The sequence below is a fragment of the Streptomyces sp. NPDC001380 genome (assembly GCF_042895785.1).
GTDB lineage: Bacteria > Actinomycetota > Actinomycetes > Streptomycetales > Streptomycetaceae > Peterkaempfera.
Window position 1 is genome coordinate 280,326 of sequence record NZ_JBIAWP010000005.1, and the last position, 13,211, is coordinate 293,536.

Here is a 13,211-nt window from a genome sequence, read left to right on the forward strand (position 1 = left end):
GGTAACATGGCGCGCATGACCGTCACCGACACCGCAGCGCTCCCCCGGGACACCGAGTTCGACCGGGGCACCGCCGTCACCGGCCACCCCGACCTGCCCGGCGCCTACCGCGCCGACCTCGACGGCGGCTGGCGCATCGGCGGCGGCATCAACGGCGGCCTGCTGCTCGCCACCGCCGCCCGCGCCCTCTCCCGCGAGCTCGGCGGCGACTCCGGCCACGCCGACCCCTACTCCATCAGCGCCTACTACCTCTCCGCCTCGCGCCCCGGCCCCGCCACCCTGCGCACCGAGGTCGTCCGCCGCGGCCGCTCCGTCTCCACCGGCCAGGTCTCCCTGAGCCAGCAGGGCCCGGACGGCACCGAGACCGAGCGGCTGCGCGCCCTCGCCACCTACGGCGACCTCGACGCGCTGCCCGGCGACGTCCGCACCTCCGCCGCCCCGCCCGTCATGCCGCCGCCGGAGCAGTGCATCGGCACCGACCAGGCCCCGCCGGACTTCCTCGCCCAGGCCGACCTGCTGCACCGCCTCGACCTGCGCCTCGACCCGGCCTGCGTCGGCTGGGCCCTCGGCGCCCCCTCCGGCAACGGGCTCATCCGCGGCTGGCTGCGCCTCGCCGACGGCCGCGAGCCCGACCCGCTCATGCTGCTCCTCGCCGCCGACGCGCTGCCGCCGGTCACCTTCGACCTGGGCCTGTACGGCTGGACCCCGACCCTGGAGCTCACCGTCCACGTCCGCGCCAAGCCCGCCCCCGGCTGGCTGATGATCAGCCACGCCACCCGCAACCTCGCCGGCGGCTACCTGGAGGAGGACGCCGAGGTCTGGGACTCCGCCGGCCGCCTGGTGGCCCAGTCCCGCCAGCTCGCCGCCGCCCCGCGCCCGCAGCAGTAGCCCCCGGCCCGCCGCCGGCCGCCCGCCGCGGGCCCCTGCCCGGGGCGCGGCGGGCCGCCCGGCCGCCCGCCCGCAGGGGCGGGCTCACGGGCCCGCCGCTCACGGGCCCGCCGCTCACGGGCCCGCCGCTCACGGGCCCGCCGCCCACGGGCCCGGGGTCCTGCCCGTCCCGGCGCTCAGCGCGGCCCGTCGTCCCCGCGCTCGTCCACCGCCGCGTTGTACGCCGCCACCTGCGCCCGGCGCGCGGTGCGCTCCAGCGGGCGCAGCACGCCGGCGCGCGCCGCCATCTCCCCGGCGCTCACCGCTGCCCCGTGCCCGCCCGCCGCGATCGCCAGCAGCGCCGCGATCCGCTGCGCCGACTCCAGCACGCGCACGGCCCGCGGCGGGTAGCCGGGCGCCAGCAGTTCGCGGTGCCCGCGGCGCCGGTACGCCTCCAGGGCGCGCAGCGCCTCCGGCCCGGCCCCGGCCACGTCCAGCCGGGCCAGGACCGCGGTCGCCTCCCGCAGGCCCTCGGCCAGCTCCCGCTCGGCCTCCCGGAGCGTCGGCACGTCCGCCGGCGGCGCCTCCCGCACGGGTGAGCAGTGCCACAGCACGGTGGCGGACCGGTCGCCGGGCGGCCCGAACCACGCCACCTCCGGGACCAGGCCCAGCGCCGGTCCGCCGACGGTGAGCACGGCCTCCCCGGCCTCCAGCGCCCGCGCGTTGAACTCCGGGGGGCCGGTCAGGCCCAGCGGGTGCCCCGGCGCCGGCAGCGCCAGGCGGAAGCCGGTGGCGCCCAGCGCCCGCAGCCGGCCCAGCGCCCAGGTCAGCGCGTGCCGGTCGCCGTCCGCGTCGCCGGGGAGCCCGGCGACGCGGTGGGCCTCGTCGCGGCCGGTGACGGCCGCGGCGGCGTCGTCCGGCGGCGCGAACCCGCCCAGCAGGGCGTTGCCCCATGCGGTCAGCCGTCCGGCGCGGGTCTCCCCGTGCGGGTCCTGGAGGTCCTCGGGGCCCCGGGCCCCGGCGGGAGTGTCGAGCATCCGACCAGCCTACGGACAGGGCCGCCGTCCGCGTGGCGTAGGTTTGGTCCGTGCTCCGCGCGGCGCGCGCGGCGAAGTCGACACGAGTGGACCGCTCCCCTCCGGATCCGCCCCCCGGATCCGCCGGCGGAGGGCCGCATGCGAATTGGGGAAGGCGTACGCATGAGCGACGTTCTCGAGCTGGTGGACGTGTCCGTGGTCCGCGACGGCCGTCCACTGGTGGACCAGGTGTCCTGGGCGGTGGCCGAGGGTGAGCGCTGGGTCGTCCTCGGGCCCAACGGCGCGGGCAAGACCACCCTCCTCCAGGTGGCGTCCAGCTACCTCTTCCCCAGCACCGGCACCGTCCAGATCCTCGGCGAGAAGCTCGGCTCGGTCGACGTCTTCGAGCTGCGCCCCCGCATCGGCACCGCCGGCGCCTCCATGATCGACAAGCTGCCGCGCCGCCAGACCGTCCTGGAGACCGTCCTCACCGCCGCCTACGGCATGACCGCCCGCTGGCGCGAGCAGTACGACACCACCGACGAGACCCGCGCCCTCGCCCTCCTGGACCGCCTCGGCATGGCGGACTTCCGCGACCGCCGCTTCGGCACCCTCTCCGAGGGCGAGCGCAAGCGGACCCTGATCGCCCGCGCCCTGATGACCGACCCCGAGCTGCTGCTCCTCGACGAGCCCGCCGCCGGCCTCGACCTCGGCGGCCGCGAGGACCTGGTCCGCCGCCTCGGCGCCCTCGCGCAGGACCGGTACGCGCCGTCCATGGTGATGGTCACCCACCACGTCGAGGAGATCGCCCCCGGCTTCACCCACGTCCTGATGATCCGCCAGGGGAAGGTGCTGGCGGCCGGTCCGATCGACACCGAGCTCAACGCCCGCAACCTCTCCCTCTGCTTCGGCCTGCCGCTCACCCTGGAGCGCCGCGGCGACCGCTGGACCGCCCAGGGCCTGCCGCTCGCCTGACCCGCGCACCCCGCACCCCCACCCGCACCGCCGCCGGCCGCCCCCCTTCCGGGAGGCGGCCGGTTCGCGCCCATCGACCTGCGGAAACCGTTCCCCGCAGGTCCGTTGCTCCCTAGGATGGGTGCGTGGACAGCTGGGTGTGGTGGCTTCTGGCCGCCGTGGGTCTGGGTATTCCGCTGGTGGTCACGGCGATGCCGGAGTTCGGCATGTTCGCGGTGGGCGCCCTCGCCGCCGCGGGCGCGTCCGGCCTCGGCGCGTCCGTGGTGCTCCAGTTCGTCGTCTTCGTCGCGGTCTCCGTCGGCCTCCTCGTGGTGGTGCGGCCGATCGCCTACCGGCACCTGCAGCAGGGGCCGCCGGTGCGGATGGGCATCGACGCGCTCAAGGGCGCCAGCGCCGTCGTCCAGGAGCGGGTCGACGGCCAGGGCGGGCGGATCAAGCTCAACGGCGAGATCTGGTCGGCCCGGGCGCTCAACCCCGGCACCGTCTACGAGCCCGGCCAGCAGGTGGATGTCGTAGAGATCGAGGGCGCCACCGCCCTCGTCGTATAGGAGAGCGCGTTGGAACCCGTCCTCATCGTCCTGGTCATCCTGGTGGTGCTGTCGTTCATCGCACTGATCAAGACGATCCAGGTCATCCCGCAGGCCAGCGCCGCGATCGTGGAGCGCTTCGGCCGCTACACCCGCACGCTCAACGCCGGCCTCAACATCGTGGTGCCGTTCATCGACACCATCCGCAACCGCATCGACCTGCGCGAGCAGGTCGTCCCCTTCCCGCCGCAGCCGGTGATCACCCAGGACAACCTGGTCGTCAACATCGACACCGTCATCTACTACCAGGTCACCGACCCGCGCGCCGCCACCTACGAGGTCGCCAGCTACATCCAGGCCATCGAGCAGCTCACCGTCACCACACTGCGCAACATCATCGGCGGCATGGACCTGGAGCGCACCCTGACGTCCCGTGAGGAGATCAACGCGGCGCTGCGCGGCGTCCTCGACGAGGCCACCGGCAAATGGGGCATCCGCGTCAACCGCGTCGAGCTCAAGGCCATCGAGCCCCCCACCTCCATCCAGGACTCGATGGAGAAGCAGATGCGCGCCGACCGCGACAAGCGCGCCGCCATCCTCACCGCCGAGGGCACCAAGCAGGCCGCGATCCTCACCGCCGAGGGCCAGAAGCAGGCCGAGGTCCTCAAGGCCGAGGGCGAGGCCCAGGCCGCCGTGCTGCGCGCCGACGGCGAGGCGGCCGCCATCCGCACCGTCTTCGAGTCCATCCACGCGGGCAACCCCGACCAGAAGCTGCTCGCCTACCAGTACCTGCAGACCCTCCCCAAGCTCGCCGAGGGCGACTCCAACAAGCTCTGGATCATCCCCAGCGAGGTCGGCGAGGCGCTCAAGGGCCTCGGCGGCGCCTTCGCGGGCTTCGCCGGCGGACCGGCCGGCAACGGCCACCAGCCCGCCGGCCCCACCCCGCCCGCCGACCTCGACAAGGGCGCCGCCCGGCCCCGCGTCGACCCGGCCCGCCGCCAGTACCCGCCGATCGACCCCGAGTGACCGCGGCCGCCGCGACGCCGCCGTCCTGACGCCGCACCGCCCGGGGGCGGGGAACGGGACCCCCGTTCCCCGCCCCCGCCGTGTCCGCCCCCAGCCGCCGCCCCGGAGGGCCGCCCCGGAGGGCCGCCCGCACCCCGCCGCGGGCCGCCCGGGACCGGTCGTGCATGATCGGACCACCGTGACGGTCCGGCAGCGAAGGGAACGGCGATGACACCCTGGGAGGCGGCCGCGGTCCTCGCCGCCGGCGTGGGAGCGGGCACCATCAACACCATCGTCGGCTCCGGCACCCTCATCACCTTCCCCGTCCTCCTCGCCGTCGGCCTCCCCCCGGTCACCGCCAACGTCTCCAACTCCCTCGGCCTCGTCCCCGGCTCGCTCAGCGGCGCCATCGGCTACCGCCGCGAACTCGCCGGGCAGCGCGGCCGGCTGCTGCGGCTCGGGGCCGCCGCGCTCCTCGGCGGGCTCACCGGCGCCGTCCTGCTGGTGCTCCTCCCCGCGAGCGCCTTCGACGCGATCGTCCCCGTGCTGATCGTCCTCGCCCTCGTCCTCGTGGTCCTCCAGCCCCGCCTCGCCAGGGCCGTCGCCGCCCGCCGCCGGGAGACGGGCCGCACCGCGCACCCCGACGCCGGACCGCTGCTCGTCGCGGGCATCTTCGCCACCGGGATCTACGGCGGCTACTTCGGGGCCGCCCAGGGCGTGCTGATGCTCGCCCTCATGGGCACCCTCCTCGACGAGGACCTCCAGCGGACCAACGCGGTCAAGAACGTCCTCGCCCTCCTCGTCAACGGCGTCGCCGCGCTCTTCTTCCTCTTCGTCGCCGACTTCGACTGGACCGCCGTGCTGCTGGTCGCCGCGGGCGCCGTCGTCGGCGGCCAGATCGGCGCCCGCGTCGGCCGCCGCCTGCCGCCCGCCGCCCTGCGCGGCGTCATCGTCGCCGTCGGCCTCGCCGCCGTCGCCAAGCTGCTGCTCACCTGAGGCCGCAGCCGGGTCCGCAGCGGGGGACCTGCGCCGCCCGGCGGGCCCACGCCCGGCCGCCCCGGCTCGACGCCCGGGCCGGAGTCTGCGAGGGTCGGACCCGAGCACCGCACCCCCACCCGGAGGCCCCCCGTGCCCGCAGCGCCCCTGCTCGCCGAGTCCGAGATCACCCGGCTCCTCGCCTCCCTGCCCGACTGGACCCGTGACGGCGGCACCCTCCGCCGCACCGCCGAGACCTCGGGCTTCCCCGCCGCGATCCGCGTCGTCGACGCCGTCGCCGAGCAGGCCGAGGCGATGGACCACCACCCCGACATCGACATCCGCTGGCGCACCCTGCACTTCGCCCTCAGCACCCACTCCGCGGGCGGCCTCACGGCGCTCGACTTCGCCCTCGCCGCCCGCATCGACCAGGCCCTCGCCGTCCACGGCTGAGCGGCCGCCCCTGCGACCCGGACGGCCCCGCCGCCGTCCATGAGATGCTGGCCGACGGATCATCCAGGCGGGACGGACGGAACTTCATGGCTCAGGAACCCTCCGGCAGCGGCGGACAGCAGCCCTCGGAGTACGAGTACGGGCAGCAGTGGCACACCGGCCAGGCTTCCTCCGCCGAGGGCGGCATACCCGGCGGCCACCAGGCGTACGGAGACGGCGCGCAGGCGTGGGGCGACCCGGCGCAGGCGTACCAGGGCTACTACGGCGGCCACGCGCAGCAGCCCCACGACCAGGCCCACGGGCAGCAGCCGTACGGGACGCAGCCGTACGACCCCGGGCCGTACGGGCAGCAGTCCCAGGGCTGGACCGGGTACGACCCGGCCGGGTACGCGCAGCAGCCCTACGAGCAGTACGGCGGGTCCTACGGCGGCCACGGCGACGGGGTGTATGCGGGCGACCAGCCCTACGCCGACCCCGCCGACCCCGCCGGCCCGTACGGCACCCCCGACCCCGCCTACGGCGGCAGCGCGCAGGGCCACCAGGACGGCCGGACCCCCGGATCCCACGACCCCGGTGCCGCGGGCGCCGACGGCGAGGCCACGCAGCAGTGGCAGGCGCTGCCCGGCCAGGGCGCGCCCTTCCCGCCGCCGCCCGCCGGCCCTCCGGCCGGCCCCGCACCCGAGCCGCCGTCAGGCGCCCCCCGCGGCACCCGCGGCAGCACCGGCGACGGCCCCCGCGACGACGCGGACGACGACGCCGGCGGCACCCCCCGCCCGGCCCTCGCCGACCGCCTCCGCGCCGCCCTCACCGGCGGCACGGACGGCCCCGACCGCCGCACCCTCGCCGTCCGCGCCGCCGTCGGCGCGGGCGCCCTCGCGGTCCTCGTCGCGGCCGGCGTGTACGTCGCGGGCGGCGACGACCCCGGCAGCCCCGCCGCCTCCGGCGGCACCGCCCCCGCCCCGGCCGGCTTCTCCGTCGACCACACCAGGGCGTGGGCCGCCCCGGCCGCCCCCGCGGGGGCCGACGACGCCCTCCAGGGCTCCTGGCTGCTCCCCGGGGCCGTGGTGCGCGGCGACGGAAGCGGCGTCCGCGCCTACGACCCCGCCTCCGGCAGGCAGCTCTGGACCCTCCAGCCCCCGAAGCCGGGCGCGGTGCCCTGCGGCATGTCGCCCACGGCCGCCGCCGGGACCGGCGCCGTCCTGTGGACCCCCAGGGCCGGCGGGAGGAACTGCACCCTGCTCTCCGCCGTGGACACCGCCACCGGCCGTCAGAAGTGGACCAGGACCCTCTCGGACACCAAGGACTCCTACGGGGCCCGCGTCATGGTGAACGACACCCGCGTCGTCGCCGTCGGCGACTCCGAGGCCGTCGGCTACGAGGCGTCCAGCGGCAAGGAGAAGTGGAGCAACGCCGGCCGCGGCAAGTTCTGCACCCTGTCCGGCACCGGCTCCGGCAGCACCGTCCTGCTGCACAGCAGCTGCGCCGACAGCAGTCCCAAGGAGCAGGCCGTGACCCTCGACGCGGGCAGCGGCCGCCTCGTCTGGTGGCGCGGCCTCGGCAGCCCCAGGACCGTCTCCGTCCTGTCCGCCGAACCCGCGGTCGTCCTCACCACCGGGGACAAGGAGTCCGACGACAAGGTCCGCTCCTGGGACGGCAAGGGGAACCCGGGCGCCGAGATCCCGGTGGCCCAGGCCGGCGGCGCCCGCCTCGACGTCGGCCACGGCTCCCTCGATGCAGCGCCCGGCGTCTTCTTCAGCGGCACCACCCTGGCCACCGCCCTCGTCCCCGCCGACGGCAGCACGCCCGCCAACGGCTCCCTCACCGCCGTGGACCTGAAGAGCGGCAGGACGCTGTGGCGGACCACCGCCAAGGAGAAGGGCAAGGTCCAGCCGGTCGGCATCGACGGCGGCGCCCTGGTCGTCTCCACCGAGGAGCGCACCGACCAGCCCGCCCACCTGAGCCGCTTCGCCCTCGCCGGCGGCGGCGAGTCCGCGGGCGGCGGCTTCCCCAAGGGCACCGGCTCCCTGCTCACCGCGGGGCGGCTGCTGAGCGCCGACGGCACGGTCGTCGCCGTGCCCGCCTTCACCTCGACCTACGGCACCTCCGCCACCGCCTACCGGGCCCGCGGCTGACCCCTCGGCCGGTCGCTCCCGGGCCGGTCGCTCCCGGGCCGGTCGCCCCTCGGCCGGTCGCTCCCGGGCCGGTCGCCCCTCGGCCGGGCCCGCGGCGGCGCGCCGCCGCCGCGGAGGGCCGTGCGTGCACGAGGGCGGCGGAACCCTCCCCGGCAGGGTTCCGCCGCCCGGTCCGTACCGGGCCGCCCCGCCCGGGCCGCGTCCGGCCCCGGACCGTCAGGCCCGGCACCGTCAGGCCCGGGCCGCGTCCGGCCCCGCTGCCGAGCCCCGCTCAGGCCGGCTGCGGCAGCCAGGCCGCGAGGTCGCCCGCGTCCGCCCGGCGCAGCCCCAGCGCCAGCATCAGCGCCGCCTCCGGCGTCGGCTCGAACGGCCTGCGCAGCAGCGCCATCCCGGCCTGCTCCGGCGTCCGGTCCGCCTTGCGCTGGTTGTCCTCGGCGCAGGCCGCCACCGTGTTCAGCCAGCTGTCCGCACCCCCGCGGGACCGCGGCACCAGGTGGTCCACGGTCGTCGCCCGCCGGCCGCAGTACGCGCACCGGTGCTGGTCCCGCACCAGGACGCCCCGCCGCGACCACGCGGCCCGTTGTCGGAACGGCACCCGCACGTACCGGGTGAGCCGCACCACCCGCGGCAGCGGCACCTCGACGTCCGCACCCCGCACCACCCGCATCGGGTGCGCCTGCTCCACCACGGCCTTGCCCTGCAGGACGAGCACCACGGCACGCTGCAGCGACACCGTCGTCAGCGGCTCGTAGCCCGCGTTCAGCACCAGCGTGTTCCGCATCGCGGACACCTCCCCGGCCCCTCGCTCCCGCCCCCGCGGCGGCAGGGCTCCACTGTGGATCGGCGGCGGCCGGTGCAACAACGCAATTTCGACAGCCGCCCCCTGCCCCTCCGCTCCTCCCCTCCTCCCCGCCCCGCCGGCAGGGGACGGGAACGGCGCGGCCGCGCACCCCGCCCGGGGGTGCGCGGCCGCGCCGCTCGTGCTCCGCGCCCGCCGGCCGCAGCCGGCGGGGTGCTACTTGTTCTCGTACTCCGTCAGCAGGTTGGCCCGTGCCAGCGTGTGGAAGCGCAGGTTGAAGCCGACCACCGCCGGCGTCGCCTCCGCGTCCGGCCCGAGCTTCTCCGTGTCCACCGCGTAGACCGTGAAGAGGTACCGGTGCGGCCCGTCGCCGGGCGGCGGCGCTGCTCCGCCGAAGTCCCGGGTGCCGTAGTCGTTGCGCACCTGGACCGCGCCCTCCGGCAGCCCGGCGAAACCGCCCGTGCCGGCGCCCGTGGGCAGCTCGGTCACGGACGCGGGGATGTCGAAGACCGTCCAGTGCCAGAAGCCGCTCCCGGTCGGCGCGTCCGGGTCGTAGCAGGTCACCGCGAAGCTGCGGGTGTCCGCCGGGAAGCCCTCCCAGCGCAGGTGGGGCGAGGTGTTGCCGCCCGACTGCACCTGGGCCTCCGGCAGCACCCCGCCGTCCCGGATGTCGTCGCTCGACACCGTGAAGGACGGCACCGGCGGGTGGAAGTCGTGCGGAAGGGGCCGCCTGTTGGCCTCGGTCACGTCCAGAACCTCCTCAAGGGGGATCTTGGTCGTCTTCCACCCTAGCCGCGGTCGCACACCCGCCTGCGGCACACCCGCCGGCGGCACACCCGCCGGCCGCGGCCGGCGGTGCGCCGGGCCGACGGGACATCGGGCTCAGAACCAGCCGCGCCGGCCGCCCACCGAGTGGATCCACTGGTGCAGGTAGTCCGCCCAGTCCGTCGAACCGACGGCGGCGTGCTGCACCGTGAACGACCGGAAGGTGTCGCTGCCCTCGGTGAACAGTCCGCCCCGCTTGTCCATCTCCAGCACCACGTCCACCGCCGTCTCGTCGGCGACGAACGACAGCTCCACCTGGTTCAGCCCCGGGTACTGCGGCGGCGCGAAGAACTCGATCTCCTGGTAGAACGGCAGCCGCTGCCGGGTGTTGCGGATGTGCCCGCGCTCCAGGTCCGCCCCCTTGAAGCGGAAGCCGAGCCGCACGAAGGCGTCCAGGATCGCCTGCTGCACCGGCAGGGGGTGCACGTCGACCGGGTCCAGGTCGCCTGCGTCCACCGCCCGGTCGATCGCCAGCTCCGTGGTCACGCCGACCGCCATGCCGTGCAGCCGCTGGCCCGCCACCGCCGTCACCGGCGTCTCGAAGGGCACGTGCAGCGCGAACGGCACGGTGTGCACCGCGCCCTCCTTGAGCTCGAAGCCCTCGCCGATCCGCTGGCGGTGGAACTCCACGTCCTGCTTGTACTCGGAGTCCTGGGTCTCCACCTCGACCCGGGCCTGCAGCCCAAGGGTCAGGCCCTCGATGCGCTGGTCGACCTTGCCGCCCTGGATCCGCACCTCGCCGTGGACGACACCGCCCGGCACCACGTTCGGGTCGTGCAGCACCGTCTCCACCGAGGCGCCGCCGGCGCCGAGGGCGGCCAGCATCCGCTTGAAGCCCATCGCAATCCTCTCCTGGTCGCGGGCCGCACAGCGGGCGGCCCACCGGGTCCCGCCCGGCCCTGCCTGGTCGCACCCCGGCCGGTCGTGCCGTGCCCGGTCGTGCCTGGTCCGGTCCTCACCGGGAGACGAACACGCCCCCGGCACGGTTCCGGCTCGGTCATACCTTGGCAAAGTCCCGGCCGCGCCACCAAGCCCGACGTGTCCGAACCGCCCGGGGGACCCGGACCGCCCGACGCGTCCGGACCCGGAAGCCCCCCTCGGCCCCCGAGGCGCCGGCACCCGTGAGGTGCCCCGCCCCCGGCGTATCCGGACCCCCGGCGTGCCCGGACCGCCGGCCGTCCCCGCCCCCTCGCCGGACTACCCTCGGTCCCATGCCGAGCACGGACCCCCAGCGCGCCCCGCTCCGCCGGGACTTCTTCGACCGGCCCGTCCTGGAGGTGGCCCCCGACCTGCTCGGCCGCGTCCTCGTCCGCAACACGCCCGACGGCCCCGTCGAACTGCGCCTCACCGAGGTTGAGGCCTACGACGGCCCGAACGACCCCGGCTCCCACGCCTACCGGGGCCGCACCGCCCGCAACGCCGTCATGTTCGGCGAACCCGGCCACGTCTACGTCTACTTCACCTACGGCATGCACTTCTGCATGAACCTGGTCTGCGGCCCCGAGGGCACCCCCTCCGGCGTCCTGCTCCGGGCCGGGGAGGTGACCGCCGGCACCGCGTCCGCCCGCACCCGCCGCCCGACCGCCCGCCGCGACGCCGAACTGGCCCGGGGCCCCGCTCGCCTCGCCCTCGCCCTGGGCGTCGACCGCGCCCTCGACGGCGCCGACGCCTGCCCCCCGGACGGCGCCCCCTCGCCCTTCCTCGTCCTCACCGGCACCCCGCCCCCGCCCGGCCTCGTCGCCACCGGCCCCCGCACGGGGGTCTCCGGCGACGGCGCCCACGCCCCCTGGCGGTACTGGATCGACGGCGACCCCACGGTCAGTCCGTACCGGCGCCACGCCCCCCGCCGCCGCGCGGCGCGCTGAACGGCGCGGCCGACCGGGAGGAATCCCGGTGGCGCCGACCGCGTAGTCTCGGACACGCTGGACAGCGTCGGCGCCCCGAGCGGGGCGCCGGCCACGTGACCGAAGGAGACACGAGACCGTGACGGACATCGTCGACGAGCTGCGGTGGCGGGGCCTGATCGCCCTCTCCACCGACGAGGACGCACTGCGCAAGGCGTTCGCGGACGGCCCGGTCACGGTCTATTGCGGCTTCGACCCGACCGCGCCCAGCCTCCACCTCGGCAACCTGGTGCAGATCCTCACGCTCAAGCGCCTCCAGCAGGCCGGGCACCGGCCGCTGGGCCTGGTCGGCGGCGCCACCGGACTCATCGGCGACCCCAAGCCCACCGCCGAGCGCACCCTCAACGACCCCGAGGTGGTGGCCGACTGGGTGGGCCGGCTCCGCGCCCAGATCGAGAAGTTCCTCGACTTCGAGGGGCCGAGCGCCGCGCGGATGGTCAACAACCTGGACTGGACGTCGGGCATGTCGGCGATCCACCTGCTCCGCGACGTCGGCAAGTACTTCCGGGTCAACAAGATGATCGCCAAGGAGGCCGTCGCCCGGCGGCTCAACTCCGACGCGGGCATCAGCTACACCGAGTTCAGCTACCAGGTCCTCCAGGGCATGGACTACCTCGAGCTGTTCCGCCGCTACGGCTGCACCCTCCAGACCGGCGGCAGCGACCAGTGGGGCAACCTCACCGCGGGCGTCGACCTCATCCACAAGGCCGAGGGCACGTCCGTGCACGCCCTCGCCACGCCGCTGATCGTCAAGGCGGACGGCACGAAGTTCGGCAAGACCGAGACCGGCACGGTCTGGCTCGACCCCGAGCTCACCTCGCCCTACGCCTTCTACCAGTTCTGGTTGAACGCCGACGACCGCGACGTCTCCACCTTCCTGCGGATCTTCAGCTTCCGCTCGCGGGAGGAGATCGATGAACTGGAGCGCCTCACCCAGGAGCGCCCCGCCGCCCGGGCCGCCCAGCGCGCCCTGGCGGAGGAGCTCACCACGATGCTCCACGGCGCCGACCAGCTGGAGCGGGCGGTCGCCGCCTCCAAGGCGCTCTTCGGACAGGGCGACCTCGCCGACCTCGACGCGCCCACCATGGCCGCCGCGGTCGCCGAGCTCCCCCACAAGGCCCAGGTCTCCGAACTCGGCGAACTGGTCGACCTGTTCGTCGCCACGGGCCTCTCCGCCAGCCGCTCGGCCGCGCGTCGGACGGTCAAGGAGGGCGGTGCCTACCTGAACAACGCCAAGGTGACCGAGGAGGAGGCCGTCGCCACCCGCGCCGACCTCCTGCACGGCCGCTGGCTGCTGCTGCGCCGCGGCAAGCGCAACCTGGCCGCAGTCGAGCTCGTGTCCTGAAACGACCTGCTCTGACCAGGCACTTCATCACGGAGGGTGCGGATCCGGCCGGATCCGCACCCTCCGTGTTTGACGACCGGCCCCCGGACGCCTAACGTAGGACGAGTCGCCTGATTCGGACGGCATACGGGCAGAGCCTCAGGCCGGCCCGCGCCGAGCCGGAGCGACCATCCACTGCAGCATCACCCAACGATCAGGATTCGCCTCGGACATTCGTGTCCGCAGGGCGGGTGCGAGAACGGCCGGGAAAATGCGCTAACGTAGTGGGGGTCGCGGAAAAGAAATTCGGCGACAAACCCCGCCGGCGGGGGTCAGGGAAGCGGAGAGAGACACTCCGCGGGTCTGATAAGCTGGAGACACGGAAGAACGAAGCGCCCGGAGGGGCCCG

13 protein-coding genes are annotated in these 13,211 nt (G+C 75.7%); 9 read left to right on the forward strand and 4 right to left on the reverse strand.

Annotated features, from left to right (window positions below; translation table 11 throughout):
• Positions 1-15: 15 nt before the first annotated feature.
• Positions 16-888, forward strand: a complete 873-nt coding sequence (locus ACFY07_RS09325) for a thioesterase family protein (RefSeq protein WP_390868101.1) — start codon at positions 16-18, stop codon at positions 886-888.
• 176 nt (positions 889-1,064) lie between these two features.
• On the opposite strand, the gene ACFY07_RS09330 is transcribed toward ACFY07_RS09325, so the two are convergent.
• Positions 1,065-1,904, reverse strand: coding sequence for a hypothetical protein (locus ACFY07_RS09330; RefSeq protein ID WP_390868102.1), 840 nt, complete (start codon positions 1,902-1,904; stop codon positions 1,065-1,067).
• A gap of 162 nt (positions 1,905-2,066) precedes the next feature.
• Here ACFY07_RS09330 and ACFY07_RS09335 point away from each other — a divergent pair, with 162 nt between their 5' ends.
• From ACFY07_RS09335 to ACFY07_RS09360, 6 genes are all read left to right on the forward strand, one after another.
• Entirely contained in the window at positions 2,067-2,858 is a 792-nt protein-coding gene (locus tag ACFY07_RS09335) for an ABC transporter ATP-binding protein (RefSeq protein ID WP_390868103.1), read from the forward strand.
• Positions 2,859-2,983: 125 nt separating this feature from the next.
• The gene (locus ACFY07_RS09340) at positions 2,984-3,406 is read left to right on the forward strand and encodes an NfeD family protein (protein WP_230651561.1); all 423 of its coding nucleotides are present in this window, start codon (positions 2,984-2,986) and stop codon (positions 3,404-3,406) included.
• A 9-nt stretch (positions 3,407-3,415) separates the two neighbouring features.
• Positions 3,416-4,411: an SPFH domain-containing protein gene (locus ACFY07_RS09345; RefSeq protein WP_230651564.1), complete on the forward strand. Its 996-nt coding sequence runs from the start codon at positions 3,416-3,418 to the stop codon at positions 4,409-4,411.
• A gap of 207 nt (positions 4,412-4,618) precedes the next feature.
• On the forward strand, positions 4,619-5,386 hold the full coding sequence (locus ACFY07_RS09350; RefSeq protein WP_230651567.1) for a sulfite exporter TauE/SafE family protein: 768 nt from the start codon (positions 4,619-4,621) through the stop codon (positions 5,384-5,386).
• 132 nt (positions 5,387-5,518) lie between these two features.
• A complete protein-coding gene (locus tag ACFY07_RS09355) occupies positions 5,519-5,818 on the forward strand; it encodes a 4a-hydroxytetrahydrobiopterin dehydratase (RefSeq protein ID WP_230651569.1) in 300 nt (99 codons plus the stop codon).
• Between the two features lie 86 nt (positions 5,819-5,904).
• A complete protein-coding gene (locus ACFY07_RS09360; RefSeq protein WP_390868104.1) occupies positions 5,905-7,950 on the forward strand; it encodes a PQQ-binding-like beta-propeller repeat protein in 2,046 nt (681 codons plus the stop codon).
• Positions 7,951-8,221: 271 nt separating this feature from the next.
• Here ACFY07_RS09360 and ACFY07_RS09365 read toward each other — a convergent pair whose 3' ends face one another.
• From ACFY07_RS09365 to ACFY07_RS09375, 3 genes are all read right to left on the reverse strand, one after another.
• A complete protein-coding gene (locus ACFY07_RS09365; protein WP_390868105.1) occupies positions 8,222-8,731 on the reverse strand; it encodes an HNH endonuclease in 510 nt (169 codons plus the stop codon).
• Positions 8,732-8,965: 234 nt separating this feature from the next.
• The gene (locus ACFY07_RS09370) at positions 8,966-9,496 is read right to left on the reverse strand and encodes a YbhB/YbcL family Raf kinase inhibitor-like protein (protein WP_390868106.1); all 531 of its coding nucleotides are present in this window, start codon (positions 9,494-9,496) and stop codon (positions 8,966-8,968) included.
• A gap of 135 nt (positions 9,497-9,631) precedes the next feature.
• Positions 9,632-10,414 carry a sporulation protein gene (locus ACFY07_RS09375; protein ID WP_390868107.1) on the reverse strand — a complete coding sequence of 261 codons (783 nt, stop codon included), beginning with the start codon at positions 10,412-10,414 and terminating at the stop codon, positions 9,632-9,634.
• Positions 10,415-10,785: 371 nt separating this feature from the next.
• Here ACFY07_RS09375 and ACFY07_RS09380 point away from each other — a divergent pair, with 371 nt between their 5' ends.
• Both ACFY07_RS09380 and tyrS read left to right on the forward strand, forming a co-directional pair.
• Positions 10,786-11,439 (forward strand): DNA-3-methyladenine glycosylase, encoded by a 654-nt coding sequence (locus ACFY07_RS09380; protein ID WP_390868108.1) that lies wholly within the window; start codon positions 10,786-10,788, stop codon positions 11,437-11,439.
• Positions 11,440-11,557: 118 nt separating this feature from the next.
• Positions 11,558-12,823 (forward strand): tyrosine--tRNA ligase, encoded by a 1,266-nt coding sequence (tyrS, locus tag ACFY07_RS09385; RefSeq protein WP_390868109.1) that lies wholly within the window; start codon positions 11,558-11,560, stop codon positions 12,821-12,823.
• Positions 12,824-13,211: the final 388 nt, after the last annotated feature.

Bases quoted from the DNA above. Each gene is read 5' to 3' on its own strand.
- ACFY07_RS09360 (WP_390868104.1), top strand. From the start codon at position 5,905: ATGGCTCAGGAACCCTCCGGCAGCGGCGGACAGCAGCCCTCGGAGTAC.
- ACFY07_RS09375 (WP_390868107.1), bottom strand. From the start codon at position 10,414: ATGGGCTTCAAGCGGATGCTGGCCGCCCTCGGCGCCGGCGGCGCCTCG.
- ACFY07_RS09365 (WP_390868105.1), bottom strand. From the start codon at position 8,731: ATGCGGAACACGCTGGTGCTGAACGCGGGCTACGAGCCGCTGACGACG.
- ACFY07_RS09325 (WP_390868101.1), top strand. From the start codon at position 16: ATGACCGTCACCGACACCGCAGCGCTCCCCCGGGACACCGAGTTCGAC.
- ACFY07_RS09335 (WP_390868103.1), top strand. From the start codon at position 2,067: ATGAGCGACGTTCTCGAGCTGGTGGACGTGTCCGTGGTCCGCGACGGC.
- ACFY07_RS09330 (WP_390868102.1), bottom strand. From the start codon at position 1,904: ATGCTCGACACTCCCGCCGGGGCCCGGGGCCCCGAGGACCTCCAGGAC.
- ACFY07_RS09350 (WP_230651567.1), top strand. From the start codon at position 4,619: ATGACACCCTGGGAGGCGGCCGCGGTCCTCGCCGCCGGCGTGGGAGCG.
- ACFY07_RS09380 (WP_390868108.1), top strand. From the start codon at position 10,786: ATGCCGAGCACGGACCCCCAGCGCGCCCCGCTCCGCCGGGACTTCTTC.